The organism is Bilifractor sp. HCP3S3_D3, assembly GCF_052063915.1.
Classification (GTDB): Bacteria; Bacillota; Clostridia; order Lachnospirales; family Lachnospiraceae; genus Bilifractor.
The window spans coordinates 123,963-150,104 of record NZ_JBQHWP010000005.1; the positions used below are offsets into that span (position 1 = coordinate 123,963).

Consider the following 26,142-nt stretch of genomic DNA (forward strand, 5'->3'; position numbering starts at 1 on the left):
ACAGGCTTTTATGCTATATATTCAGGAACTGAATGAAGGAATGAAAATCAGCGGAATCTATTTGGTAAAATCCAGGACCTCCGCGACAACGAAAAACGGCAAAAACTATGACAACGTGATCCTGATGGACAAGACCGGAACGGTTGACGGTAAGATCTGGGACCCGGATTCGCCGGGCATCGACGATTTTAACGCGCTTGATTATGTGGACATCATCGGCGATGTATCGAGATACAACGGATCCCTTCAGGTTTCCCTGAAAAGAGTGCGCGTCGCGAAGGAAGGGGAGTACAAGCCGTCCGATTACCTTCCAACGAGCGACAAGAATATCGATGAGATGTTCGGCGCGCTCCTGAACTTTATCAACAAGGTAAAGAATCCTTATCTGCATCAGCTTCTGAATCAGTACTTTGTCGACGATCCGGAATTTATCAGACGCTTCAAGAGCGCGTCTGCGGCGAAGACAATTCATCACGCCTTTGTCGGCGGACTTTTGCAGCACACGCTGTACGTCACAAACATGTGTTACTTCTTCACCAAATATTATCCGATCCTGAACTCCGATCTGCTGCTCACGGCCGCAATCTGTCACGATATCGGAAAAACGGTGGAGATTTCCTCGTTCCCGCAGAATGACTACACCGATGACGGTCAGCTTCTCGGACATATTATGATCGGAGCGGAGATGATTCACGACACGGCCAGAACAATTCCGGGATTCCCTGCGAAGCTGGAGTCGGACCTGAAGCACTGCATCCTGGCTCATCATGGAGAGTATGAGTATGGCTCTCCGAAAAAACCGGCACTTGCTGAGGCGCTTGCGCTGAACCTGGCAGATAACGCGGATGCAAGACTGGAGACCATGACCGAGCTCTTTAAGTCCAATGCCCAGAAGCCGATGGATGAGTGGTTCGGGTACAACCGTGTATTCGAATCCAATATCCGCAGGACAGGAGATCTGGACGAGCTGAAATAAGAGGCAGAACAGGAGCTGCAGACGGGCTGACATCCGGGAAGAGTCAGTGATCCGGGCAGGTTGACATCCGGGAAGAATCATTGACCCGGGCAGGTTGACATCCGGGAAGAGTCAGTGACCCGGACAGGCTGACATCCGGACAGGGTCGAAGACCCAGGTGAGCTGAAAGAAGAACGGGTCGGGAGATACATGTGGGATTACATCAGAAATCGGAAGGAAGTATGGGATACAGGAAAAATGAAACCGTAACGGCGGATATCATCGACATCGGGCAGGACGGTGCAGGAATCGGGCGGACAGAGGACGGGTATACCCTGTTTGTCAAGGACACCGTACCGGGAGACAGGGCGGAAGTCAGAATCATCAAGGCAAAAAAGTCTTACGGTTACGGCAGGCTTGAACATGTGCTGAAGGCCTCTCCCGACAGAGTTGAGCCTCCGTGCCCTGTAGCGCTTCGATGCGGGGGATGTCAGCTGCAGATGATGTCATATCCGGCACAGCTGGCAATGAAAGAGAATAAGGTACGGAATGATTTGAAAAGAATCGGTGGCTTTGAAAACCTCGAAATCCGGAAAATCATAGCAATGGAATCTCCGTTCCGCTATCGGAACAAGGCACAGTTTCCGGTCGGCACAGACCGCGACGGCAAACCGATAGCGGGTTTTTTTGCTGGAAGAACCCATACCATCATTCCAAATCCGGACTGTCTGCTGGGCTGTTCAGAGAACCGGGAGATTCTGAACGCGATCCTCAGCTGGATGAAGGATAACCGCATTCCGGCATATGATGAAGAAACCGGAAAGGGACTGATTCGTCATATCCTGATCCGGAAGGGATTCGCGACCGGCGAAATCATTGTGTGCCTGATAATCAATGGCGACAGGATAACAGCCAGTCAAGATCTTGTAACACGTCTGGAAAAAATTCCCGGAATGACCGGACTGACCTTCAGCAGCAACACCAAAAGGACAAATGTCATCATGAACGGTCCGGTGAAGCCGGTCTGGGGCCAGGAATATATCACAGACATTCTGAAATCAGGGAAATTCGGAATAAGCGTACGGTATCAGATCTCTCCCGCGTCTTTCTACCAGGTGAATCCGGTTCAGACACAGCGCATCTATGAGAAGGTGCTGGAGCTGGCAGACCTTCATGGAAATGAAACAGTCATGGATCTGTACTGCGGAATCGGAACCATATCTCTTTTTCTGGCCCGGAATGCCAGACAGGTTATCGGAGTGGAAATCGTGCCGAGAGCAATTGAGGACGCAAAAAGAAATGCTCTGCTCAACGGGATTGAGAACGCCGAATTCTATGTCGGTAAGGCTGAAGAGGTTGTGCCCCGGCTCGAAAACCAGGGAATTCGTGCGGATGTCGCGGTTGTGGATCCACCGAGGAAGGGCTGCGATGAAAAACTCTTGGAAACGCTTGTGCGCATGAAACCGGAACGGATCGTATATGTAAGCTGCGATCCCGCAACACTTGCAAGGGATCTGAAATATCTGTCGGAGAACGGATTTCGGATAGAATACGTGCAGCCGTATGATCAGTTCAGCGAAACAGTTCACGTCGAGACAGTGGCTCTGCTAACAAGAACAAAATGAAAGAGGGCTGGAAAAGCCCGTGTTTAAGCCATTTCTGCGGCATCCGTCTTTCTGAGAAGAGAGGCGGGTGCCGCGTTTTCTTATAGAAAAAATGTAAAAGTTAGTCTGGCGTGACTGTGGGAAAGCTATTTTGATGATTTTTTGTCAGGCGAGACTGTGGCTTTGCTATTTTCAGGGGTTGTGACTGTGGAAAGGCTATTTGAGCAGAAATAGAAAAAAGGCGATGCAGAATCATCATCTGCACCGCCTCCCATCGTGTTAATCCTCTTTGAAGAATTCGCTTTCCAGCTTCTTTATCCGCTTCCGATCGGAATAGATTGTGTTGCTGGGAAGATCCAGCATTTCATGAATTTCCTTCACGCTACAACCTTCATCCTCGAGCAGCTTGATTTGAGCCAGTTTTTTCTGATGCTTCGCAAGAAAGTTAATAAGCTCGTCGTATAAAATACGCCCCATAGCTTCAGTGCTCGTGGTGTCCTCTGTGGCAGGTTCCCAGTTGCTGTTCTTCTTCAGGTCTTCGATATAGGATGTTTGATTTGTCTCCATATCCTTCCCGGCATTTGGACAGCCGGTGCAGGATGCCCTGCGGCAGATGATCGGCGTTCCATGAGCACCTTCAACACGGCACTTATGTGAACGAAGGTTACGCTTATCCTCCGACCAGTCAGGCCGCATCATCGCATTGAACAGTTCCTCAAGGACGGGTACCATGTAGCATTTGTACTGACGACTGCCTTTCCACCACCTGCGAATAAGTTCTGGTACAAAACTGTGTGCTGAGGTGTCAGCAGTCTCAATATCCATCGGATACATCCGGTATCCGTCAGGAGGCACGATTTCAACTCGTCCATCCTCATAGGTCTTAACTTCTACTGTTGCATAAACTCTTTCGTTGTCATAAAAATTTACTTGTTTGACTTCGATTGCCATCTTGGCTTCCTCGTTTCTTTCCGAAACGGGGAGCCGGTGATGACAGATTCAATTTTTCCTTCATTCAGGCCACCTAAGCGGGTTACCCCGTTTCTAATTGGCGGCCAGCTGTGCATGAAGCTGAACCAAATTTGTCTTGCTGCCTGCTCCATCCGGAGATGCACTCGTCTATCCGCGGTAGGGCGCACCGAGTGGAGCAGGGAATTACCTTGCCCTGGTCTGATCGTTAGCTGGACGATAGGACCGAAGGACTTAAAATTCATTTTTGACTTCGATAGCTGTACGGATTAATGAAGTTCCGCTTCGATGGCATATAGCTCGCTGAACACATCCGGCAAGTCTGCCGGATTCAGGTCCTCTATGCCATGAGCGCCATATCGTTGAAAAACGGAATCGACTATGGTCGGCCCAATTTCCGAGCAAATGATAGAAACCGATTCTTCAATGCTATTGATGTAATCTTGTCTACTGATGCTGGACATTATTAAACTCCTTTTCTTATTTGCTCCTTTCCCAGAGAAGGAGACAAGGGGTTAGTATCTAGGTGAAATTTCACTGGATAGCCTGTGATCAGTAAGCTTCTGATTTCACCTGCGAAAGGATTGTGATGAAAGCGATTCTTTGCCTATTTATAAGTGTTTATAAATAGAGACTTGATATAATGCAGAAAAACAACCTGATTTCTGATATAATGCAGTTACAAGTAATCGATTGGTGATTTTTTGAACGGTTCTTCCTTTCGCTATAAATAAAGTAACTGGGCAAAAAATGACATAGAATAGGCTGTCCGCACCATTTCATGGTTCTTTGGTTCTTTTCATGGTTCTTTTGGAAGGGAGGTGTTCTGCTTGGATTTTTCAGGGTTCTGCAAGCTGACGAAGCCGCAATATTTTGGCTATAACAATCAGTCTTGGTATCTGAAGGGCCTGTTCAAGGCCGCAGGGATACGCCGAGATTATTCCGATGATTATCTGAAAGCAGTATTCAATGGGACAAAACCTTTCTCCTCGAACATGAAGAGGTACTTTCCGCATCCGGTGCGCATTGACAGCATTGCTGCTTTCTTTGAGAAGCACTTGCAGTCGGAATATGTAAAGCTGCTGGCGGATGCGTTCGGAATTCCCGCTGATGAGGAGAAGAATCTGTCATACCTGTCCTACGCACTCGCAGCGCAGGTTGCTGCATTCATCTCGAATCGTGAGGAGACAGAATCAGAAAACATCGTGCCGGACAAATATGAGGAAGCTCGAATACGAAAAGAATCCGGAGTCTATCAAATAACACGATGCCTGTATGAAGGCGATGATGTATGGGTGGAGGATCGGACAAAGAAACACGCCGCGGCATTCTATGAAGACATTCACCATACATGGGTGATACACAATCAAGGAAGCGTCATCTGGCATAAACGTAAGCTGGTTTGCGCCAATCCTGAGGAGACTGGCAGGCGGACAAAGGTATTTGAAATAGAAATTAAGGAATTACAACCGGGAAAATATACAAAAATAGCCACGGACTTCAATGCCCGTGGTCAAGAAGGAAAGTTCGTTTCTAAATGGGATATGGTAGACGAACAAGGAAACAATTGCTTTCCCGGAAGTAGAAATATTTTTGATGTAGAAATAAATACAACGTTCGGGAAATGATGGAGGTAAGAACCGTGGATGAAAGACTGAATGTCGAGCCGTGGGTGACTTTGAAAGACGTGCAGTCGTATCTTGGCGTTGGGCGGGAAACTATTCTGCAGTGGATTAGCAAACGCAACATGCCTGCATATAAGGTTGGACGGCTCTGGAAATTCAAGCTTAGCGAAGTTGATGACTGGATTCGCTCTGGCGGAGCTTCAGACGACAATAAAGAAAACAATTAGGAGAAGTGAAAGATGGCAAAAGGGGCAAAGAAGGAAAAGGAAGTTTCACTCGAGACTGTTTTATGGAATTGCCGAGTGGCGCTTCGGGGTATAGGTAGCACAGAGAAAAACCGTGACGCAGTGATTTCTCTCGTTTTCCTGAAATTTGCGGGAGACAAATTTGAGAAGCGATATCAGGAACTCAAAGAACAGTACGGAGCAGATGAAGGCCTGTTCAACATTATGAAGGACAAGGTCTCGTCCTATAACTCTGTGAATGTGTTCTACCTGAATGAAACTTCCCGCTGGTCCTATATCGTGGCCCATGCGGGAGATAACGATATCGCAGTTATTCTTGACACAGCAATGGCGGATATTGAGAGGACGAATCCTTCTCTGAAGGGCGCGTTATCGTCCAGAGATAAAGACGGGAATCCTGTCTACACTTTCTTCGCCACGCTCGGTGCAACGACTGCAAAGCTGAAGGACCTGATTGACAACGTAAATAAGATTGACGAGAAGCGTTTTCAGGAAGAAGACTTGATCGGACGCGTTTACGAATATTTCCTACAGGTCTATGCGGCCTCCGGAACAAAGGAGGACGGCGAATTCTACACGCCTGCATGCGTCGTAAAACTCATCGCAGAGATGATTGAGCCGTATTCTGGGACAGTTTATGATCCCTGCTGTGGAAGTGGTGGAATGTTTGTACAGTCCATGAAATTTGTCGACCGCCACAAAGGGAACAGGCAGAAGATCTCCATTATCGGACAGGAAAGCAATCCGGATACCTGGCGGCTGTGCAAGATGAATCTCGCCATTCGCGGCATTGCACATAACCTCGGAGAAAAGAATGCCTCCACATTTACGGATGACCTTCATAAAGATAAGAAGGTCGACTACATCATGGCCAATCCGCCGTTCAACCTTAAAGGCTGGCGCTCGGAGGATCAGCTGACAGACGATCCGCGATTCAAGGGTTATGGTGGAGTTATGCCGCCGGTAGCAAACGCCAACTATGCATGGGTGGAGCACATCATTTCAAAGCTCGATGTCACTCATGGCATCGCTGGATTCCTTCTTGCTAATGGTGCGCTGAATGCAGATGGCGATGAGAAAACCATCCGCAGCCAGATCCTTGAGAAGGACCGCGTGGAGGCAATCATTGTGCTGCCTCGGGATATGTTCTACACGACGGACATTTCTGTGACGCTTTGGATCGTCAACATGAATAAGCATGCCGGAACTGTGAACGGCAGACAGCTGCGCGATCGTACCAATCAGGTGCTCTTCATGGATTTGCGCACATGGAATCAGAACATCGAAGAGATCGTCATCGACAAGGGCAAGAAGAAAAAGAAAACCGTGCTCACCGACGAGCAAATTGCAAAGGTGAAGCAGGTCTACAACAACTGGCAGTCGACCGATACTTCCCTGTATAAAGATGTACCGGAATTCTGCCAATCAGCGACGCTGGACGAGATCCGAGCGAAGGACTATTCACTCGCACCCAGTAAATACATCGAGTTCATTGACCATGATCTGGACATTGATTACGAAAAAGAAATGTCCCGCATTCAGAGCGAAATGAAGGACGTTTTGAAGATCGAGAAAAAGTCCCAGGCCATGCTCGAAGAAGCATTCAGGGGGATCGGATATGGCATTGACTAAGTATAAGCTGGGTGACTTGATATATGAAATAGACAGAAGGAACTCTGACCGAAAATATGGGCTGGATGCTGTTAGAGGAATTTCAAATAACAAAGAGATTACTCCAACGAAAGCATCAGTAACGGAAGATGTTATAGCGAAGTTTTATGTTATTAAGCCGGGCGAATTCATATACAATCCTCGAACCACAAGAATGGGCGAAAAAGTGGGAATGGGATTTAATGATACGGAAGAAACACTGCTTTTTTCATTTAATAACATAGCCTTTGGAATAAAAAATGAAGCAAAAGGCACTTTACTTCCGCGCTTTTTATACATGTATTATAACCGGCCTGAATTTGACAGATATGCAATTGTCAATTCTTGGGGGAGCGCTACAGAGCTGTTTACATTCGATGAAATGTGCGATATCGATATTGACCTCCCGCCGCTCGATATCCAGCAGAAGTACGTTGATGTCTACAATGCCATGCTGGCTAATCAGCAAAGCTATGAACGCGGGCTGGAAGATTTGAAACTGGTATGCGATGCATATATTGAGGAACTGCGCAGGGAGATGCCAAGCCAGAAAATTGGGCAATTCTTACTTGAAAGCGACAGAAGGAACGATCTTGATTTGCCAGTCGATTCTGTGCGCGGGTTGGCTACAAGTAAGGAGATGATTCCTACTAAAGCAGATATGAAGGGTGTCAGTCTAGCAAGCTATAAAATGGTAATCCCAAGGCAAATTGCATATGTTCCAGATACTTCACGGCGAGGCGACAAAATGTCACTAGGGATTAACAATAGTGATGAACCATTGCTTGTCTCTTCAATATCAGAGGTTTTCGGTACAGATCTAGAAAAGCTTTTGCCAGAATACCTTATGCTGTTTTTAACGCGCTCAGAATTTGACCGTTATGCTCGCTTTAACTCTTGGGGAAGCGCTCGGGAAACTTTTAACTTTGACGATATGTGTGATGTTGAGATTCCTATCCCGGATATCAAAGTTCAGAAAGCTATCTCTGACATCTATGCTGTATATGTTGACCGGAAACAAATAAATGATCATCTCAAAGAGCGCATCAAGAGCATGTGCCCGATATTAATAAAAGGCTCCCTCGAAGAAGCAGGAGCCTGAGAAAGGAGGTGCCGACGTGGATTTTATCTTCGAAAAAGGCAAATTTACAGAAGACGAACTGGAACATGCCATAATAGAGCTTTTCCAGATGCAGGGATATGAATATACATACGGCGAAGATATTCACCGACGTTTTGAAGACATCCTTCTTGAAGACGACCTGCGCACATTCCTGAACCGGAAGTACGTCGATAAAAGTCTCAGTGATGTGGAGATGAAGAAGATCATCACAAAGCTGTCTCTGATTCCCTCTACGCCGCTTTACTATTCGAACCGTCAGGCCTTTTGGCTTGTTGTGGAGGGTTTCGATCTGGTCAGGGATAATATCAATGATGTCGCTCTGCACATCGATTATATCGATTTCGACCACCCGGAGAATAATGTTTTCCGCGTCGTGAACCAGTACTCTGTTCAGGGCGATCGGCTGCGCCGACCGGATCTGCTAATCTTCATCAATGGCATTCCGATAGGCATCTGCGAGTTCAAGACCGCAATCGAGGAAGACAAGACGATTCATGACGCTTGGGAGCAGATCACAATCCGCTATAAGCGCGATATTCCGAATCTCTTGAAATATTGCTTTATGTCTGTCATCAGTGACGGAGTGAATACCAAACTTGGTAGTGTTTTCACACCTTATCGGTTCTACTACTCGTGGAACAAGGCAAATGACAAAGACAAGGTCTCGAATGGTATCAGCTCCTTGCTTACTATGATAGAGGGCGCATTTGCAAAAGAACGGATCTTGAAGATCCTTCGCGACTTTATTTTCTACCCAGATGACAGCTCAAAGGATGAAGTCATTGTCTGCCGGTATCCGCAGTTTTTCGCCGCAGAAAAGATGCTTGCCAACATCAAGCTGCACATGCGGCCTGACGGCGATGGAAAAGGCGGCACCTATTTCGGAGCAACCGGCTGTGGCAAGACCTATACGATGCTGTTCCTGTCCCGTCTCATTATGTTGCGTGACAGCGACACATTCCAGAATCCCACGATTATTCTCTTGGAAGATCGTGAGGATTTGGACACCCAGACTTCCGAGTTGTTTGTGACAGCGAAACGCTATCTGCATCAGGAGGATGTCCGGAGCATAGAGAGCCGAGATGATCTTGAGAAAACTCTCAGGGACAAACCAAGCGGCGGTGTGTATATCACAACTATACAGAAGTTCTGTGAAAAGATTGGTTTGCTTTCAGACAGAAGCAACATCATCTGTATTTCCGATGAGGCACACCGGACGCAGACGAATATCGGCTCGAAGCTCAAGAAAACAGAAACCGGTGTTTACACGACATTCGGATTTGCCAAGTATCTGCGCGACAGCTTCCCGAATGCCACCTATTGCGGATTCACCGGAACGCCGATTGATGAGACCGTTGCAGTATTCGGAGATGTCGTTGACAGCTATACGATGAAGGAATCCAGCGACGACGGCATCACCGTGCGCATTGCTTATGAGCCTCGGCTCGCCCGTGTCATCCTGTCTGATGAGCAGGCGAAAGAAATCCAGAAGTATTACGAGCAGTGCGTTGAGGAAGGCTCAAATCCGGAGCAGGTAGAGGAAAGCAAGCGGGCTATGAGCAAGATGTCCGCTATCCTTGGACACCCAGAACGGATTAAAAAGCTCGCCGCGGATATCGTCTCACACTATGAATCGCTGTGCGCTGAAAAGCCTGACGTCGTGCAAAAAGCTATGATCGTTTGCTCTGACAGGCAGAATGCTTTCAAGGTGCTGAAAGCTATACAGGCAATAAGACCGGATTGGAAGGTTCCTCAGAAAACCGAGGATGAATCCAAGCTGACACGCGAACAGCTTGATAAGCTCGTGGCGCTTCCGAAGATTAACCTTGTGGCTACGCAGGGCCAAAACGATGAGAAGGAACTGTTCGACCTTTGCGGCACAAAGGACTACCGGAAGATGCTCGATAAGCAGTTCAAAAATAACGACTCGAATTTCAAAATCGCAATCGTTGTTGACATGTGGATTACAGGCTTCGATGTTCCGTCTCTTGCTGTCATGTATATCGACAAGCCCCTGCAGAAGCACACTTTGATTCAGACGATCTCCAGAGTCAACCGCGTTTTCGATGGCAAGGATAAAGGACTGGTCGTCGATTATATCGGTATCAAGAATGACATGATGGCAGCGGTCAAGAAGTATGGCGGGCCGCAGGAAAGCCCGATTGATGAGCTGAATATTTCGCTGTCGATTTTCCGCAATCACTTGTCGATGATCAACGATTTGCTTTCCGGATTTGATGCCACGAAGTTTCATACCGGGACGCCGCTGGAGCGACTGAACTGCCTGAATGCCGCTGCGGAATACGTGCAGACCAGCAAAGATATGCAGACGCGCTTCATGGGACTTTCCCGAAGGCTCAAGAGCGCATACCAGATATGTTTCCCATCCGGCGAACTGACTGACGAGGAAACGGCTACGGCGCAGTTCTACCTTGCGATCCGATCCATCATCTACAAGCAGACAAAAGGAGATGCGCCGGATGCAGAAGTCATGAACATCGTCGTTGAAGGCATGGTACGTGACGCCATCACCTGTACCGGTATCGAAAATATCGTTGACGAGCATAAATCAGTCGATCTGTTTTGTGATGAGTTCGTAGATGAACTGAATAAGGTCAAGCTGCCTATTACCAAGTTCAATGCGCTTCTGAAACTTCTGAAGAAAGCAATCACAGCTTATGGCCGGACGAACAAGGTAAAGGCAATCGAATTTGACGAGCGCTTGAGGCAGGTGGTCGATGCTTATAACAGTCGCGACAAACTCGTATTCACGAGCGAGGTGGTCGCTGATTTCGTCAATGATCTTTCTGATCAGCTCATCAACATAATGAAGGATTTGAAGGAGGATCAGGACTCTTTCTCTAAGATGGGTATTACATTCGAGGAGAAGGCGTTCTATGACATCCTTGTAAAAGTTCGCGATGACCACGGTTTCCCGTACGCGGACGATAAATGCATCGTGCTGGCTAAAAAGATCAAGGAGCTTGTTGACGATAAAGCACAGTTTGCCGACTGGTCAACACGCGATGACATCAAGAACCAGCTTAACATGGACTTGACTGTACTTCTTTATAAAAATGGATACCCGCCAGAATGGGATGAGGAAGTCTTCGAGAAGGTCATGGAGCAGGCTGAGAACTTCAAGAAATACGAAGACGAGTGAATAGGTGGAAAGGAGGCACAGACCATATGGGAAATCCTATCAGCAGATCATTACCCGATGTGAGCATGGATTCCGTCTTCACGGAAGTAATGCACAATGAAACGCTTGGATTGCGGAACCCGGAACAACTGCGCCTTTTTCGACTGCAGGTCAGCAATAATGCCTTTGTGTACACGAGCCTTGAAGATTATTTGACGGACATTATCAGTGAGTATGTTTTCTCTCGTGCCCAGATAGAGAAGCTGTCACAACCAGGTGTCGGCAACCCTCGCAGCATAGGGAACAAGGCACTCCGGGTAATGAAGCGCAACGGAGCAGCAAACCAGAAAGGAACCGGAAACGAGCTCGGAGAGATTCTCCTATATGCTTTTCTCGAGGAAAAGCTCAATGCTCCGAAGATATTCAGCAAAGTTGAGCTGAATGCTGGAACAACTCCATTTGGCACGGCCTGCGATAGTGTCCATCTCCTTGATCTTGGCGATGATACCGGCATGTCCTACTACCAGACAGTGTTTGGAACCTCAGACATCGAGGGCGATATTGCGGATGCAATAGACAGTGCCTTTGATGCCATAGTGCGTATTGAAAATGAAAACGGGAACGGAATCCAGTTTGTCGACAATCGCTCTCTGAACGATTCTTTTGATGAGAATGTCGTGGATAAACTGAAAAGCATCATTATTCCTGAACCAGGGGCTCCTGTTGCGAACGACCGGGCTTACGGTGTCTTTCTTGGATATTCTCTTGGCCTTGATCCGCATACAAGGTCTACGCCGGAATTCCTCAAGGACCTGGGGACTAAGATGGATACTGACATTAAGAACCATGCCGCGTATATTGCGAACAAAATAAAGACGCTTGGTCTTGATACACATTCTTTTTACTTTTACATCGTGCCTTTCAACGATGCAAAGCTGGATAAAAAGCAGATTATGGAAAACCTGCTGATGTGAAGCGGAGGTGTGGTTGTATGAGTAAAAAAAGAATCAGACTCGGAGATGCAATCTTCGCAGACATAGAAGAAAACAAATACCTCAACTGCCTTTATGAAGACATTCTGTTTAACTATGCCAATAAAACGCTTCACACGCAGCTAGAATATCGGAACGTAAATATCCATGATGCGCTGCGTTTCGCGGACCTGCTTTCTAAATCAAACAGCGCAGATAAAGCTGAACAGCATAAGATGTGGGCTCAGGAAATCGTCGTCCTCTTAAATGCACTATATCCAAAGAACGATGAAATCCGAGTTGTGGCTGGATCGGTTTTTGCGAATACAGATAATGCAAGAGGGACTTCGCTTCTTGATGCCAACTTCGAGGACCCATTTGTCTTGAATCGAATTTTCTCGGATTACAAGAAGGACTATCTTAGAATTCCGGCAGCACCGAACCTGCGGTTCTTTGGCGCACAGAAACAGGCTTATGATCACCTGCAGGATTCCTATTTCAGTTACTCGGCACCAACGTCAATGGGAAAATCCTTCCTGATGAGGATGTTCGTCAAGGAGCAAGTGGCAAACGGCGCTAAGTTGAACTTTGCGATTATTGTTCCGACCAAGGCGCTGATCAACGAAACTTCTCAGAAGATCATCAAGGAGGATCTAAAGGATCTTCTGGAGGAGAAAAACTACAAGGTCGTCAATGCTGCAAGCGACATTGCTCTCGAGGGGAAACACAACTTCATCCTTGTTTTGACGCCGGAACGACTTCTGTATCTGCTTATTGGAAAACCCGATATTCAGATTGACTATCTTTTCGTGGATGAGGCGCATAAGATGTCCGGCAAGAACAGTCGTGGCCCGTTCTATTACAAGACCATCGATATGCTTAAGAACCGAGACAATCCGCCGCACTTCATTTTTGCTTCTCCGAATGTCCCGAATCCAGAAGTCTATTTGAGACTTCTGACGGATATCAGTGAGCATGGAGACAAAAGGTTTAGAACAGAATTTTCACCCGTAACGCAAGTAAAGTTCCTTCTGGATCTACAGAATCGTGAGATTTCTGTTTATAACGAACATACCGAGAAGGAAATGCATATAACAAGCATTCCACAGAACAAGGCGACGCTGACGCATTTCCTTCTCAAGATTGAACGCCGGAATGATGATCTGCCGGAAGATGCTATGCGACAGACGATCGTCTATTTTAACGGGAAGACGCGAGCAGTAGAAGCCGCTCTCGATTTGTCTCAGTATCTCGATGAATTGGATGACGATGACTTGGCAGCCCTTTCAAGAGACATCGCAAACGAAGTGCATGGAGACTACTATCTTGCCAAGATTATCAAAAAAGGCATCGCCTATCATATTGGCTACTTGCCCGCGGCAATACGGATGAGGATCGAGGACATGTTCCGTAAGGGCAAGATCACGACTATGTTCTGTACCAGTACGCTGCTTGAGGGTGTTAATCTGCCAGCGGATAATCTGTTCATAACAGATAACAAGATATTCCGGTCTCGTATGACTCCTGTTGACTTCAGGAATCTCATCGGTCGTGTCGGGCGAATTGAATATAACCTTTATGGGAATGTGATATTTGTGTCATCTCAGGATGAAAAGCTCCCTGAGACCGAATATGTAAAGATGCTAAAAGAACCGGTGCCGGAACAGACGCTTTCTATCGATGCCGGGCCTAAGACACTTACTAACCCGGAAAGAAAATATATTGTAGAAGCCCTCAAAGAGGGAAATATTGAGCTTGTAAAGAGGAGCAAGACTCAGTCTGAAGAATCGTATATCATGATGAGAAAGTTCGGCCTGATTCTTCTTCGCGACATCATGACGGATAATAACAGTCTTGTTCGTCAGTCTTTCTCTGATTTGATCAGCAAAGATGATGCTGCTCTTATTAAGCAGAAATTCGAAGACCCGATCGCTCTTCCAGACGATGATATCAACGTGTCAGCGGACCAGACACGGAACCTTATCATTGCGATACGAAATGGCCTCGAATACCCGAAAGCAGTAAATGGAGAATTTGATTATGATGAAGTAGTTGGGTTCCTTGAGAAGCTATGCAAGATATTCAAATGGGAGAAATACGAGTATTCTACGCTCGGTAAAGTCACGGATGGCGTGCATAAGAAGCTGCGCTGGTATGCAGTCATACTAATCCAGTGGATGTCTGGATTAGGTCTGAGCAACATTATGAGACAAGGCATTCGTCACCATGTGCAGCATCCAGCTAATTTCTGGATTAACAAAACGCAGACAACGGTTTACAAAGACAACGTGGAATTCCGAAATATTCTCTTTGCAGATACGCTGGAAGTTATTGACAACATAATCCTCTTTAGCTTGTCGAATTATTTTCTGCGCTTCTCCAATGAATATAAGAAGATTTATGGCATCACGGAATTTGACAACAACTGGTATGAATATGTGGAATACGGAACTACAAAGCCTGAGACGATTCTCCTGCAGCGCATTGGTTTCACCCGTGAAAACGCAACTTACATACGAGAACACAGAGATAAGTACATACTGCAGGAAAGCGAATCAAAACTACTTCTTAGTCGAGATCTTTTGGAATGCAAAAATCAGAATGTTCGAGAACAGGCAAATATGATCTTATTGAATATGCCAGAAATGTTTGGGCCAGAAGGAGAATCAGGAGGGCAGGCATAAATGCAAAAAATTGACAAAACAGACACGCTCAAAACAATTCTGAGTGGTCGCAAATACACCGTCGATTATTTTCAGCGGGAATACCGGTGGGGGCGGAAGCAGATCGAGCAGATGCTCGCCGACTTCCAGGGCACCTTTGAGGAATTTTATGATCCGGATGATCATGATACGCCGGAAGAAGTCATGAACTATGGCTTTTACTATATGGGATGCATTATCTGTACTGGCGGTTCCGTAAAGAAAATCATTGATGGCCAGCAGCGTCTGACCTCGCTAACACTTCTCATCATCTATCTGAACAACCTGCAAAAAGAAACTGTCAAGGATGAGGATCTCCTTGTCCCGCTGGATGACATGATCTATTCAAAGGCCTTCAGTAAGAAGAGCTTCAATATCGATGTGGCTGACCGCGGAACTTGCATGCAGGCTCTATTGCAAAAAGACGAAACCTATGTGCCAGTGAATGAGAGCTCACAGAATATGCTTGACCGGTACCAGGACATAGAGGACATCTTCCCTGACGAGCTGAAGGGAGAAGCGCTTCCTTACTTTATTAACTGGCTGATAGAGAAGGTCCTCCTTCTGGAGATCGACACACCATCTGACGACGAAGCACACACGATTTTCCTGACAATGAATGACCGAGGCCTGAGTTTGAACAGCGCCGAGATGATGAAGGCTTACATCATCCAGCAGGTTGCAGAAGCTGACCGCATTGAGGTAAATCAGAAGTGGCAGGACAACATCAACCGTATCAAGAACGCCTCGTCTTACGATACGAGCGGCGTGGTGAATACGCAGGACGTTGAATTCATCTCTATCTGGCTTCGCGCAAAATACGCCAATTCCATGCGAGACACCAAGCGCGGCGCTAAAGATGAGGACTACGAACTTCTCGGCGACAAGTTCCATACCTGGGTACGGAACAACGCCCGGACGGCGATGGGCCTTGTAAAGCCGAAGGACTACAAGGAATTTGTTCTCACTGAAATGACCCGTGTCACTGATATCTATCTTCTGATGAAATGCTATGGCAGCAAGTTGACGCCCGGATATGAAGAGGTCTTTTACAATGCAAACCGCGATCTAAGCTACCAGACCATGCTTGCCATCGCTGCCATTAAAAATGACGACACGGACGACATCGTAAAGAAGAAAATACAGATGACCGCAAAGTTTGTGGACGACTTTGCAACCATCCGAATCCTGAATTTCAAGAAGGTTAACTGGAACACGAATAAGTATTTGCTGTTTCATGTGATGCAGGATATCCGCGATGAGGACTGTAAGACGATCGGCATGGTCTATGTCCGTACACTCCGCCGTATGGACGTGACCGTCGAGGGAATCACCAGGTTCAGTCTGAACCGGTTCTCCGGACGTTACATGCTTCATATCCTCGCGCGCTTCACTTCCTATGTGAATGTGCTGATGGGCAATCCGTCGCATTTCGAGGAGTACGTTGACCGCAAGCGTCAGGGGAACACTTACGATATTGAGCATATCCTTCCGGACAAGTACGAGGACTACGAGGACAGCTTCACCGACTACGAGGATTTCGAATCCACCCGGAATCAGATCGGAAACCTGATCCTGCTCACCCGAGATAAGAATAGAAGCTATCAGGCAATGAAATACTCCGAGAAGGTCCAGAAGTACGCGGGTGACAACATCCTTGCTCAGGCGTTGAACGACACGGCTTACACGAACAATCCGAAATTCCTCACGGTCGTTAACGAGTACGGCTTTCATGCGATTCCTGACTTCAGTAAGCAAAGCATCGCAGACCGGGCTGAGATCTATCTGAGAATGGCAAGTGACATCTGGAATCCGGACGCCATTAAGGAAATCGCTGGTGGATGGGCCGATGACGATGAGAAGGACTTCTTCAAGAACGAGAAGGGCCGTGAATTTACAGTCGGCTATGCAGAAAGAAGCTGGCCAGACGCGCTGAAATACGGATTCCTGTCCGCGAACCTTGGCGGCAGCGGGAAATCTATTTATAACGTTCAAGTCGGAGATACAGTTTATTGCCATATCGCCGGATATGGCTTTGTGGGTATTGGCGAATGCACATCAACCGCTGTGCCGATGAAGAACTTCAAAGTAATGGTCGATGGCACTTCAACTCCTGTTGCAGATGCGCCGTGGGAATCCGAGGAATCCAAGGAGAAACTCGATCCCAACAAGGAAGTATTTATCGGAGTTGCATGGAAGAAATATGTGACGGATATTAATGACGGCTACTGGGAGAAGGGAATGACGACAGTCCCGCTTGTAGCCTACATGCTTAATGATAAGACGACGCATCAGAAGATCAGAGACCATTTCGGATACACCGACAGCGTCGATTAAACCTTTCAGCGATGCCATGCTTTTTAACGATTGCAGATTGAGGGGTCGCTTTTGACTACAGAAGCCACAGCAACATATCAGTACAGTGCCACAGACGCGCTCCCGCTCAACGCCCTGAAACGCAGAAAAGCCCAGAAACAGCATGGTTTCCGGGCTAAAAGCACATACGGGCATTGTATCAAAGATGAGGCCATAATAGATGTGGCATGCGTTTCTTGCGAAAACTTGCATTTGCCAATAATAACACGGTATTCAAAGAAGTATGCCGGAACTTTTCAATCTTTCTGATAAAACATGCATTCATAACCGTCTGCCCGCAGTAGCAGGCCCGGCATCCAATCGGGTGTCTGTCCCATGATATCGCAGATCTCCTGTATGTTGGTATCCTTTGAAACTTCGATGATGAGCTCATCATGAACATGACCGACGATGAAGCGATCTCGGAGGTTCTTCATGGCAAAGCACAGAATGTCCCGGGCTACACCCTGAACGATGTTCTCGACGAACTTCGGACCGTAGCTTTCAATCCGGGACCAATGCTGCTGATCGATTCCCATGTAGGTGACACAGTCGTTCCCGAACTGATTCTGGCCGATCCGTGGCTGAACATAAGAGAGACGTCTGCCGGACGGCAGCTTGATAAACAACATTCCGGACTGGTAGTAGATATAGACAGATCCGACCTGGGATGGAAGATGAAGTCTCACTGCCTTCATGACTGCTGCATCGACATTCCACCAGTATTTCACGATGTGTGGATTTGCTTCCCGCCATGCTGTGACGATCGGCTGCAGCTCTTCTTCTTTCAGGCCCATGTCAAGAGCGCCCATTGCTTTAAGAGCACCGACGCTGCCGCCATATCCACAGGCCAGCGTCGCGATCTTACCCTTTTGTCGGAGCTCGCCATTGATGCCATGCTTCACGACCGGTTTATGAAACATGGCGGATGCCGTTGCACAGTACAGGTCTTCGCCCCTGGCAAAGGACTCGATCGTATGCGTCTCCCCGGCAAGGTAGGCAAGGACCCGTGCCTCGATGGAAGAGTAGTCGGAAACGACAAACTTCATCCCCGGCTTTGGAATGAAAGCAGTACGGATCAGCTCGGAGAGAACCTGCGGCACATTGTCATAGAGCATTTCAAGTGCAGCATAGTTATTCTGCCGGACAAGATCTCTTGCCTGTTCAAGATCTGGAAGGTGATTCTGGGGAAGATTTTGCAATTGAACGATCCGCCCGGCAAATCGGCCAGAGCGATTGGCACCATAGAACTGGAACATTCCGCGGCAGCGGTGATCAAGGCACATGGCAGTTTGCATCGCCTGATACTTCTTCACGGAGCTTTTTGCCAGCATCTGACGAAGTCCCAGAACGCTTCTGACGTTCTCCGGGAGATCCTTCTGCAATAAAGCCGCCACTGCCTTCTTCCCAAGAGACTCGATTGCCACGCCCTGACGAGCGAGCCAATCTTTCATCTGGGCTACAGAGTTCGGGTTCTCAAGACCGGTCAGCCGCTGGAGCTTTTGCATCAGATCGGCTTTTGTCAGCGCATCGATCTTGATGGCATTTTCCACGACAGCAGTATCACAAAGGATGCCTCGGTCATTGATCGTCTGATCAATGTGGTATTCATCCCATACAGAGTCCGGAACCGGATAGTTCCGGAGGCGGTGCTGGATCTGCATTTCCACTTCAACATCACGCTGGTTGTATTTCTTGAAAAGAGCCCATTTGTCAGGTGCATCAGAAGGAAGGTTTCTGGTCCTGCCTCCATTTACTTTTGTCGGCTTACAGGGAGAGCAGAAGTAGCGGATCAGGTCTTTGCCTTCCTTCAGCTTCTGCTGTTCAAATCCAAGGACTGTGCCGATCATCTCAAGAGAGAGGGGCAGGCCATTGTAGGCTCCCCAGATCCGGGAGCACTTCCAGTCGGTTGGATCCAGGTATCCCTTGACGGAATCGTCTGGCGCTCCGTAGCCTTTGAAGAATCCCGGGTGATGTCTGCGCAGCCAGACCGATAAACAGACGCGCTCAAAGGAAGCATTGTATGCCCACTTTTCCACGCTGTTATCCGTCAGAGCTTCGAGGATCTCATCCGGCGGTTCCTCGTCAGAGGCGATGTCGTAGACCGTTACCGGACTGTCATTTACAGAAACGCCAAACAGCAGGATCGCAAATTCCGGACTTTCCGAGTAACGATATACACCACATTTCTTCAGATCCTCGGGACTGTATGTTTCAAGATCGATCGAGAGTTTTCTTATCTTGTCCATGTTTGATCTCCTTATTCTGAAAGGAGCCCCGGTGGGGTACCGAGGCTCAAACTTGTTTCTAAGACAGTATTGTCAGTCGGTCTTCTTTGATTTCAAGCCTTCGAGAAGCTGTCTGCACTTTTTGAAAAGAAAGCGGAATAAGAGGAAGATGCCATAGCCATTGATAACTAAGCAGGCACCATAGATCGTTCCTCGCACCATACTGTTCATCAGATCATAAAACATACTCATATTGTCACCTCCATATTTGCAGCAGACAGATTGCCTGCCTGCTGCAGTTGGTTGTCAATCATTTACTCTTTGTTTGATTTGTCATTAGGACAGGAAGTCATCATCGTCGTCGTCCAGTCCAGCGAATTCGGTCTCTGCATTGACATGTCCGCCAAGCGGATCACCATCGCGGAGCTTCTGCAAAGCGTTCAGACCGCAGGCAATTCCCTTGTTGCCATTCGAGTTGAAGGCGTAGAAATTGATGGATGCTCTTCCATAGATCCCGGAGTAGAGCTCTGAAGTATCAAGGATGATATTGTTGTTCGAATCCACAACGCCAGGTTTATTGGAGCTGTTGGCGTTCACAAAGTAGGCATTCGCATAGGCTTCATCATCCGGACGTTCCTTGTCACCGTCACGCAGCGGAATCTTCAGGGTATCAAGAGCCGGTACGGACTTGCCGTTCCCACGGAGCTTTGCCTGACCATCCTCATAGGCTGCCTTGATTGCTGCTTTAATCTTCTGGATGGTGATGGTATCGGACTTCGGGATGATGAGAGATACCGAGTATTTCGCAGCACCTCCGTTGATCGACTTCGGCTCGTTTACATTGAGATAGCTGAAACGAGTATTCTTGCCAGTAATGACTTTCATGGGATTCTTCATAGACATAATATTTTTTCCTCCATTTATTCGTTGTCTTTGAAATCATTAATCGCGGTATGGTATTCCGGACGCTTATCGCTGTCACAGACCAATACCGGTTTTCCGGGCGGCTTGTAGATCAGACCGCTCAGAAGTTCGTTGAACTTTTTCTTCCCAAGCTCAGAGGTCATCGCTGTGATGCCTTTGAGCTTCTTTTCATAAGGATCGAAGCCAGCAGCCTCCACGACTTCGGCAACCTTGCCTTCATCGCTGTACTTTCTCGTGCTTCGACCCTCCACGACCTTGAATCCGTCGTAGTGTTTTCCTGCCAGCGCCTGCTCCAGTGCGTAGTCCTTCACGTCACCTGCCCATGAGACGAGATGGTCAGCTTTTGCCAGGATCTCGGCGATCTCTTCATCAGAGAGAAGATCCGGATCGCTGAACTCAAACTTTGCAAGCTCCATGTTGTAAGCGGCACGCTCCCGGCAGGTTGCCTTTACCTTGCAGAACTGACAATGCGGCCCTGCATGGAAGTCTCCCTCACCGGTGTAGGCAAGTTTGGCTGCCGGAACCAGCACGGTGTCAGCCCAGGTCAGAAGATCCGAGAGAGACATCTCATAGGTTTCGACGTGCTCACGTCTTGGCTGAAAGATGGAGAGCTTCACGGTCTGGATGTCATACAGATCACCGAAGGCATCGTAGGCACCAAGCGCATAGCACATGAGCTGTGTATTCTTCTCCGCGCTCACGACTACACCGACGCCATACTTGAAATCGCAGATGTGAATCAGTCCATCCGCGACGATGACACAGTCACCGGTACCGAAGCCCTCCGGCACCCAGCGGGAGAAGTTGAGCCGCTGCTCGACCGCCACAAAGGGATCCGGGCAGAGCTTCTTGGCTTCTTCCACCTGCTCCATGATGAAGTCCCGGTAGCCTTCTGCTGCGGACTGCATCTCTGAATCGTAGAAGGTAAGATCTTCTGTGGGGTCTCGCGTCTTTCTTCCGAGTGCTTTTAATAAGAGGTGTTCACAGAGACTGTGTGCATCGGTTCCCTGATCTGCATAGGGACTGGACTCATCCGGCATCCTTGCACAAAGCTCAGCGGAAGGAGTGCAGGCAATCCAGCGTGCACTTGAGGAAGCAGAGAGGTATGCATGCTTAGCCATCCAATGCCTCCGCTTCCTTTACGACAGCGGCATACTCGCTCTCCGGAAGGGCACTGAGCTTTTTAACTCCATGCGCCTCGAGGATTGCTTTTACCTTGTCGGTGTATCCCTTGCGGGACTTGTCAGCGAGGATCCTACGGACGTCCGACATCTCATATACTGGTGCAGCCGGTTCTGCAGGAGCTTCTTTCGTAGTAGGAACATTCTGAACCGGTTCCTGCTTCGGAGCTTCCTCGGAAATGGATTCTTTGGTCGTTTCTGCCGAAATAGCAGGTTTCACTTCATCATTAACAGAAGGTTTATCTTCCAGTTCATCCGCGAGAGCAGTGAAGTCGCTGCCGATTCTGCGGAGCCCTTCAATCAGAAGAGCCATGTCTTTCTTCTTTGCCATATGCTTTGTTCCTTTCTTGTCATCTGGTTCAATTCTTACCCGGTGAGCCCGGGCCTCGCTCGTGCTCTGTGCATGCTCACCCTCCTTGTCAGCTTTTGGCTATTTCCTTCAGTCCGATACGGACACGAGCCAGGGCTTTTTGTGTTCAGTTCAGAAAATTTTTTTGAAGTTCTAACCACGCTTGCCCTTGCAATCTGTAACGGACACAAGGAAGGCGATTTTGTGTTCAGAAAAGAAAAAAGTTCCGGGTTGCTTTCCACACATAAATAAGGAAGCAATCCGGATTTTTCTAATTTTTTCTGTTGAGTCACACAAAAAAAGCCTCGTCGTGTCCGTAGAGGGGTAGAGGGCAGAAAGCCTGATTTTGAACGAAGGCGAGGTGGTGACGTATGAATGAAATGAGAAATGCGGAAGGCTATAAAGACCCGACAGCCGGGGAAGCAATCCGCAGGGCATCAAAAAGCAGATACAGACCGATGGTCTATGTCTGCTCACCATATTCCGGGGACATCGAGGGCAACACAGAGAGGGCAAGGAGATACAGCCGCTACGCTGTGGACCAAGGGATGATTCCTATTGCTCCGCATCTTTTGCTTCCGCAGTACATGACGGAGGACGAGAGAGATCTTGCGCTGTTCATGGACATTGCGATCCTCTCCAAGTGCGCAGAGCTCTGGGTCTTTGGAGACAGAATCACAGAAGGAATGGAAAAAGAAATCAGCTACGCCCGGTCAAAGGGCATGAAGACGCGTTATATCGCAGAGGAGAAATTGATATGTACGAAGTAAAGGAAGATATTCTGACAGTAACCAGCGAGAAGACGGATCGCACGCATCTGATTCCGCTCTACAGCAGAGAGGTGATGGACGGTGACTCGTTCTATAAGGTGTTCGCCGGAACCAGCGGAACGATAGATGGCGAGGACGACGATACGAGAACCATGATTGAAATCTTCAATCCGGTAGGCTACGGACTCTTCCGTATCCACAAAGACGAGGATGGAGAAGGCTACGGCGTCTCGATCACAGCCATTGGTGATGATGATCTGCGTTGCCTCATTAAGGCCCTGAAGTTCGCCACCAAGGTTCTGGAAGAGGAGGCCCTTGAGATCAATGATTAAGATGCATCTTTACACCGCAGCCTGCACGGGCAATGCGAAAAACTGCAGGTATCCCAATGAGGTGGCTGTAAGCTCGGAGGAATCCCTCCGGGCGGCGGTCTCCAAAGATCATGTCTGTGCCAAATGCAAGAATAGCTACCGCAGCAATGATAACTTCCTCTCGGCGGACTGTATCGTCATGGACTGCGACAATGACCACTCCGATGATCCGAAGGATTGGATCAAGCCGGAGGCACTGGCTGACGAACTTGCGGATGTGGATTTTGGCATCACCGAGAGTCGTCACAACAACCTGCCGAAGGATGAAAAGAGTGCGCGGCCCAGGTTTCATATTTATATGCGGACCCGGGAGTACACGGATCCGCAGGTCTATACCGCTCTAAAACATGCGGTGCAGGAACGCTACCCGTTCTTTGACGACAATGCGCTCGATGCTGGGAGATTTGTTTTTGGATCCAATTCTCCAAAGGTCATCTGGCATGAAGGCGGTAAGACAATCGAGGAATTTATGGAAGCAGAGGACTCTATGGCAAGAGCCGCTGACGAGATTCCTGCCGGCAAGCGAAATGCGACCATGAGCCGGTTTGCCGGGAAGGTGGTCAAGCGGTACGGGCACAGTGACGCAGCGCACGCGATCTTTTTGGAAGAGGCAGCCAAGTGCAATCCTCCGCTTTCGGATGAGGAGCTTGGCAAGATCTGGAATTCTGCAAAGAAGTGGGAGAAGAAGGTGGCAAGCCAGCCGGGATACATCCCTCCGGAAAAGTACAACTCTGCGTTACCCAAAGGACCTGCAGGAAGCCTTGAGCCGGAGGACTACTCGGACATCGGGCAGGCGAAGGTTCTCTCCAATGAGTACGGTGATGTTCTGCGGTTTTGCGAGCAGACAGGATTTCTCTGCTACGACGGAACGGTCTGGGAAACATCGGTTTCTGCGGCGGTTGGAGCCACGGAAGAATTCCTGGACCTTCAGCTTGCCGATGCAGAGCTTTTAATGTTCCAGACAAAGCAGGCACTTTTGAATGCTGGTGTTTCGGAAGATTTGATCGGTAATACCAAGAAGGCGGCTAAGGACCTGAGTGGAAATCTGCTGGAACTTTTGAATGCCCATATACGTGCACGGAACTACCACACTTTTGTGATGCAGCGGAGAAACATGCGATACGTCAACTCTGCCATGCAGGCGGCTCAGCCCATGGTGCATGTGAAGTATGAGGACTTGGATCATGATCCCTATCTTCTGAACACACCGGGAGCCACCTATGATCTGCGTCATGGCCTTGCCGGACGTCGTGAACATAAAGCTGGCGATTACCTTACAAAGGTGACGCTTTGCGATCCGGGAGAGAAAGGAAAAGATCTCTGGGAGGATACCCTGCAGAAGACCTTTCTCGGTGATCAGGAACTGATCGACTATGTGCAGATGGTCATGGGACTTGCTGCAATCGGACACGTATATATCGAAGCACTCTACATTGCCGTTGGTGGTGGAAAGAATGGAAAAAGTACGTTCTTCAACAGCATCGCGCATGTCCTTGGAAGTTATGCCGGGTCTATCTCTGCGGACACTCTGACTGTTGGCGTACGCCGGAACACGAAGTGGGAGATCACAGAACTGAAAGGCAAGCGTCTGGCGATTGCGGCAGAGCTGGAAGAAGGACAGAGGCTTTCTACTTCTATTCTGAAGCAGATCACATCAACCGATCCGATTCAGGGCGAGAAGAAGTTCAAGGACCCGGGAGAGTTTATTCCCTCTCATACGGTGGTTCTTTATACCAATCACCTGCCAAGAGTCGGTGCAACCGATGATGGAACCTGGCGGAGACTCATTGTGCTGCCTTTCCATGCCAAGTTTACGGGCAAGAGTGATGTAAAGAATTATGCCGATGTGCTTGTTAAAAACGCCGGGCCCGCGATTCTTTCCTGGGTAATTGAAGGCGCCGAGAAGGTGATCGCTGCCGGTTTCCACCTGAAGCGACCAGGTGTCGTTCAGAAGGCTATTGATGAATACAAGGCAGAGAACGACTGGATGTCTCATTTCATGGATGAATGCTGTGAGCTTGGTGATGCCTTCACAGAAAAATCCGGAGAACTGTATGACACGTATCGGACGTATTGTGACCGCGTCGGAGAGTTCATCCGGAACAAAGCTGAGTTTTATGCAGAGCTGAAGAACCGTGGCATCACGAGTAAGCGTACCAAGAAGGGCGTGCTGATTCGTGGAATTCGTCTGAAAACGGACTTCATGGACTGAAAAAGGTGTAGGTCGGTGCAGTGCGGTGTAGATTGGCAAAATGACGAGAGGGTCTGGAAATGCCGATAAACACTGGGCTTCTGGCAAAGGGTGTAGATGGTGCAGATACCTAACCCACTATGACGTAATAGCGAAAAAAAAATAATTGATATTAGAAAAGGGTATATAGGGTATCTTCACAATCTACACCCTCTGATTTTTTTGCCAGACATCATTCGTGATGGATAAGCAGGAGAAGAAATGGAAGGAGAAAAAGCATGACATTTTACACATACATGGTTCGGAAGCACATCAAAGAGGATTCACCAATGGGTGATCTCGCCAAGGACATGAGGGAAGACAGGGATCGGTTTCCAAGAAACGGCACAGTCAAACTTAGCGGTTGGCATGATTCGATTCTGAATTATCTTTACGACTGCGGTGCCTGCAGCGGATGCATTGATGCCTTTGAAGAGGCGTGGAAGGAGTATGCCAAATGGCTGAAAAGCAAATCGAGCAAAGTCTTGTCACAGCCGTAAGAAAAGCAGGCGGATGGTGTCCGAAGTTTATCTCTCCGGGACTCAATGGGATGCCGGATCGGATCGTTCTGATGCCCGGAGGACGCATCGCTTTTGTTGAGGTGAAAGCCCCGGGCCAGAAACCGAGAAAGCTGCAGATCCGAAGACATGCAAGGCTCAAAGTACTTGGCTTTCTGGTATTCGTTCTGGATGATCCAAAGGAGATACCGGACATCATTACTGCGATACAGGAAGGAGACAGATGATGG

21 protein-coding genes are annotated in these 26,142 nt (G+C 48.2%); 15 read left to right on the forward strand and 6 right to left on the reverse strand.

The features are described from left to right. Positions 1-10 precede the first annotated feature (10 nt). Positions 11-976 (forward strand): 3'-5' exoribonuclease YhaM family protein, encoded by a 966-nt coding sequence (locus tag ACTNDI_RS04540; protein ID WP_441099569.1) that lies wholly within the window; start codon positions 11-13, stop codon positions 974-976. Positions 977-1,197: 221 nt separating this feature from the next. Continuing rightward, positions 1,198-2,580, forward strand: a complete 1,383-nt coding sequence (gene rlmD, locus ACTNDI_RS04545) for a 23S rRNA (uracil(1939)-C(5))-methyltransferase RlmD (protein WP_441099570.1) — start codon at positions 1,198-1,200, stop codon at positions 2,578-2,580. 258 nt (positions 2,581-2,838) lie between these two features. Here the strand turns inward: rlmD and ACTNDI_RS04550 are convergent, their stop codons facing one another. After that, positions 2,839-3,510, reverse strand: a complete 672-nt coding sequence (locus tag ACTNDI_RS04550) for a hypothetical protein (protein ID WP_441099571.1) — start codon at positions 3,508-3,510, stop codon at positions 2,839-2,841. An 848-nt stretch (positions 3,511-4,358) separates the two neighbouring features. On the opposite strand from ACTNDI_RS04550, the gene ACTNDI_RS04555 reads away from it, so the two are divergent. From ACTNDI_RS04555 to ACTNDI_RS04590, 8 genes are all read left to right on the forward strand, one after another. Beyond that, complete coding sequence (locus tag ACTNDI_RS04555; protein WP_441099572.1) at positions 4,359-5,156, forward strand: NBR1-Ig-like domain-containing protein; 798 nt, start codon at positions 4,359-4,361, stop codon at positions 5,154-5,156. Between the two features lie 14 nt (positions 5,157-5,170). Further along, on the forward strand, positions 5,171-5,380 hold the full coding sequence (locus ACTNDI_RS04560) for a helix-turn-helix domain-containing protein (RefSeq protein ID WP_441099573.1): 210 nt from the start codon (positions 5,171-5,173) through the stop codon (positions 5,378-5,380). 12 nt (positions 5,381-5,392) lie between these two features. Beyond that, entirely contained in the window at positions 5,393-7,030 is a 1,638-nt protein-coding gene (locus ACTNDI_RS04565) for an N-6 DNA methylase (RefSeq protein WP_441099574.1), read from the forward strand. Further along, positions 7,017-8,150, forward strand: a complete 1,134-nt coding sequence (locus ACTNDI_RS04570) for a restriction endonuclease subunit S (RefSeq protein ID WP_441099575.1) — start codon at positions 7,017-7,019, stop codon at positions 8,148-8,150. Before ACTNDI_RS04565 ends, ACTNDI_RS04570 begins: the two co-directional genes overlap by 14 nt. Before the next feature lie 16 nt (positions 8,151-8,166). After that, complete coding sequence (locus ACTNDI_RS04575; protein WP_441099576.1) at positions 8,167-11,334, forward strand: type I restriction endonuclease subunit R; 3,168 nt, start codon at positions 8,167-8,169, stop codon at positions 11,332-11,334. A 26-nt stretch (positions 11,335-11,360) separates the two neighbouring features. Continuing rightward, the gene (locus ACTNDI_RS04580; protein WP_129898733.1) at positions 11,361-12,287 is read left to right on the forward strand and encodes a HamA C-terminal domain-containing protein; all 927 of its coding nucleotides are present in this window, start codon (positions 11,361-11,363) and stop codon (positions 12,285-12,287) included. A gap of 233 nt (positions 12,288-12,520) precedes the next feature. Continuing rightward, positions 12,521-14,968, forward strand: a complete 2,448-nt coding sequence (locus ACTNDI_RS04585) for a DEAD/DEAH box helicase (protein ID WP_441099627.1) — start codon at positions 12,521-12,523, stop codon at positions 14,966-14,968. After that, on the forward strand, positions 14,969-17,323 hold the full coding sequence (locus ACTNDI_RS04590; protein ID WP_441099577.1) for a DUF262 domain-containing protein: 2,355 nt from the start codon (positions 14,969-14,971) through the stop codon (positions 17,321-17,323). It begins immediately after the preceding gene. A gap of 275 nt (positions 17,324-17,598) precedes the next feature. On the opposite strand, the gene ACTNDI_RS04595 is transcribed toward ACTNDI_RS04590, so the two are convergent. From ACTNDI_RS04595 to ACTNDI_RS04615, 5 genes are all read right to left on the reverse strand, one after another. Next, positions 17,599-19,590 carry a DNA polymerase gene (locus ACTNDI_RS04595; RefSeq protein WP_441099578.1) on the reverse strand — a complete coding sequence of 664 codons (1,992 nt, stop codon included), beginning with the start codon at positions 19,588-19,590 and terminating at the stop codon, positions 17,599-17,601. A gap of 72 nt (positions 19,591-19,662) precedes the next feature. After that, positions 19,663-19,821 (reverse strand): hypothetical protein, encoded by a 159-nt coding sequence (locus ACTNDI_RS04600; protein ID WP_441099579.1) that lies wholly within the window; start codon positions 19,819-19,821, stop codon positions 19,663-19,665. Positions 19,822-19,905: 84 nt separating this feature from the next. Then, positions 19,906-20,472 carry a DUF2815 family protein gene (locus ACTNDI_RS04605; protein ID WP_441099580.1) on the reverse strand — a complete coding sequence of 189 codons (567 nt, stop codon included), beginning with the start codon at positions 20,470-20,472 and terminating at the stop codon, positions 19,906-19,908. 17 nt (positions 20,473-20,489) lie between these two features. After that, entirely contained in the window at positions 20,490-21,614 is a 1,125-nt protein-coding gene (locus tag ACTNDI_RS04610) for a DUF2800 domain-containing protein (protein ID WP_441099581.1), read from the reverse strand. Then, entirely contained in the window at positions 21,607-22,005 is a 399-nt protein-coding gene (locus tag ACTNDI_RS04615) for a hypothetical protein (protein ID WP_441099582.1), read from the reverse strand. Before ACTNDI_RS04615 ends, ACTNDI_RS04610 begins: the two co-directional genes overlap by 8 nt. A 389-nt stretch (positions 22,006-22,394) precedes the next feature. Between ACTNDI_RS04615 and ACTNDI_RS04620 the strand changes: the two genes are divergently transcribed. The 5 genes from ACTNDI_RS04620 (at position 22,395) to ACTNDI_RS04640 (ending at position 26,139) form a co-directional block, all read left to right on the forward strand. Further along, positions 22,395-22,793, forward strand: coding sequence for a DUF7768 domain-containing protein (locus ACTNDI_RS04620; RefSeq protein WP_441099583.1), 399 nt, complete (start codon positions 22,395-22,397; stop codon positions 22,791-22,793). Beyond that, a complete protein-coding gene (locus ACTNDI_RS04625; RefSeq protein ID WP_277674702.1) occupies positions 22,781-23,125 on the forward strand; it encodes a hypothetical protein in 345 nt (114 codons plus the stop codon). The genes ACTNDI_RS04620 and ACTNDI_RS04625 overlap by 13 nt, the downstream gene beginning before the upstream one ends. After that, positions 23,118-25,376 carry a phage/plasmid primase, P4 family gene (locus tag ACTNDI_RS04630; protein ID WP_441099584.1) on the forward strand — a complete coding sequence of 753 codons (2,259 nt, stop codon included), beginning with the start codon at positions 23,118-23,120 and terminating at the stop codon, positions 25,374-25,376. Before ACTNDI_RS04625 ends, ACTNDI_RS04630 begins: the two co-directional genes overlap by 8 nt. Positions 25,377-25,633: 257 nt before the next feature. Continuing rightward, positions 25,634-25,894 carry a YozE family protein gene (locus ACTNDI_RS04635; protein WP_441099585.1) on the forward strand — a complete coding sequence of 87 codons (261 nt, stop codon included), beginning with the start codon at positions 25,634-25,636 and terminating at the stop codon, positions 25,892-25,894. Further along, the gene (locus tag ACTNDI_RS04640; RefSeq protein ID WP_441099586.1) at positions 25,852-26,139 is read left to right on the forward strand and encodes a VRR-NUC domain-containing protein; all 288 of its coding nucleotides are present in this window, start codon (positions 25,852-25,854) and stop codon (positions 26,137-26,139) included. The genes ACTNDI_RS04635 and ACTNDI_RS04640 overlap by 43 nt, the downstream gene beginning before the upstream one ends. Positions 26,140-26,142: the final 3 nt, after the last annotated feature.

What these genes read in the sequence shown, in the direction of transcription:
- ACTNDI_RS04570 (WP_441099575.1), top strand. Translation starts at nt 7,017, where the DNA reads ATGGCATTGACTAAGTATAAGCTGGGTGACTTGATATATGAAATAGAC.
- ACTNDI_RS04610 (WP_441099581.1), bottom strand. Translation starts at nt 21,614, where the DNA reads ATGGCTAAGCATGCATACCTCTCTGCTTCCTCAAGTGCACGCTGGATT.
- ACTNDI_RS04635 (WP_441099585.1), top strand. Translation starts at nt 25,634, where the DNA reads ATGACATTTTACACATACATGGTTCGGAAGCACATCAAAGAGGATTCA.
- ACTNDI_RS04595 (WP_441099578.1), bottom strand. Translation starts at nt 19,590, where the DNA reads ATGGACAAGATAAGAAAACTCTCGATCGATCTTGAAACATACAGTCCC.
- ACTNDI_RS04550 (WP_441099571.1), bottom strand. Translation starts at nt 3,510, where the DNA reads ATGGCAATCGAAGTCAAACAAGTAAATTTTTATGACAACGAAAGAGTT.
- ACTNDI_RS04640 (WP_441099586.1), top strand. Translation starts at nt 25,852, where the DNA reads ATGGCTGAAAAGCAAATCGAGCAAAGTCTTGTCACAGCCGTAAGAAAA.
- ACTNDI_RS04580 (WP_129898733.1), top strand. Translation starts at nt 11,361, where the DNA reads ATGGGAAATCCTATCAGCAGATCATTACCCGATGTGAGCATGGATTCC.
- ACTNDI_RS04630 (WP_441099584.1), top strand. Translation starts at nt 23,118, where the DNA reads ATGATTAAGATGCATCTTTACACCGCAGCCTGCACGGGCAATGCGAAA.
- ACTNDI_RS04605 (WP_441099580.1), bottom strand. Translation starts at nt 20,472, where the DNA reads ATGTCTATGAAGAATCCCATGAAAGTCATTACTGGCAAGAATACTCGT.
- ACTNDI_RS04620 (WP_441099583.1), top strand. Translation starts at nt 22,395, where the DNA reads ATGAATGAAATGAGAAATGCGGAAGGCTATAAAGACCCGACAGCCGGG.
- ACTNDI_RS04585 (WP_441099627.1), top strand. Translation starts at nt 12,521, where the DNA reads ATGTGGGCTCAGGAAATCGTCGTCCTCTTAAATGCACTATATCCAAAG.
- ACTNDI_RS04590 (WP_441099577.1), top strand. Translation starts at nt 14,969, where the DNA reads ATGCAAAAAATTGACAAAACAGACACGCTCAAAACAATTCTGAGTGGT.
- ACTNDI_RS04540 (WP_441099569.1), top strand. Translation starts at nt 11, where the DNA reads ATGCTATATATTCAGGAACTGAATGAAGGAATGAAAATCAGCGGAATC.
- ACTNDI_RS04615 (WP_441099582.1), bottom strand. Translation starts at nt 22,005, where the DNA reads ATGGCAAAGAAGAAAGACATGGCTCTTCTGATTGAAGGGCTCCGCAGA.
- ACTNDI_RS04600 (WP_441099579.1), bottom strand. Translation starts at nt 19,821, where the DNA reads ATGAGTATGTTTTATGATCTGATGAACAGTATGGTGCGAGGAACGATC.
- ACTNDI_RS04625 (WP_277674702.1), top strand. Translation starts at nt 22,781, where the DNA reads ATGTACGAAGTAAAGGAAGATATTCTGACAGTAACCAGCGAGAAGACG.
- ACTNDI_RS04565 (WP_441099574.1), top strand. Translation starts at nt 5,393, where the DNA reads ATGGCAAAAGGGGCAAAGAAGGAAAAGGAAGTTTCACTCGAGACTGTT.
- rlmD (WP_441099570.1), top strand. Translation starts at nt 1,198, where the DNA reads ATGGGATACAGGAAAAATGAAACCGTAACGGCGGATATCATCGACATC.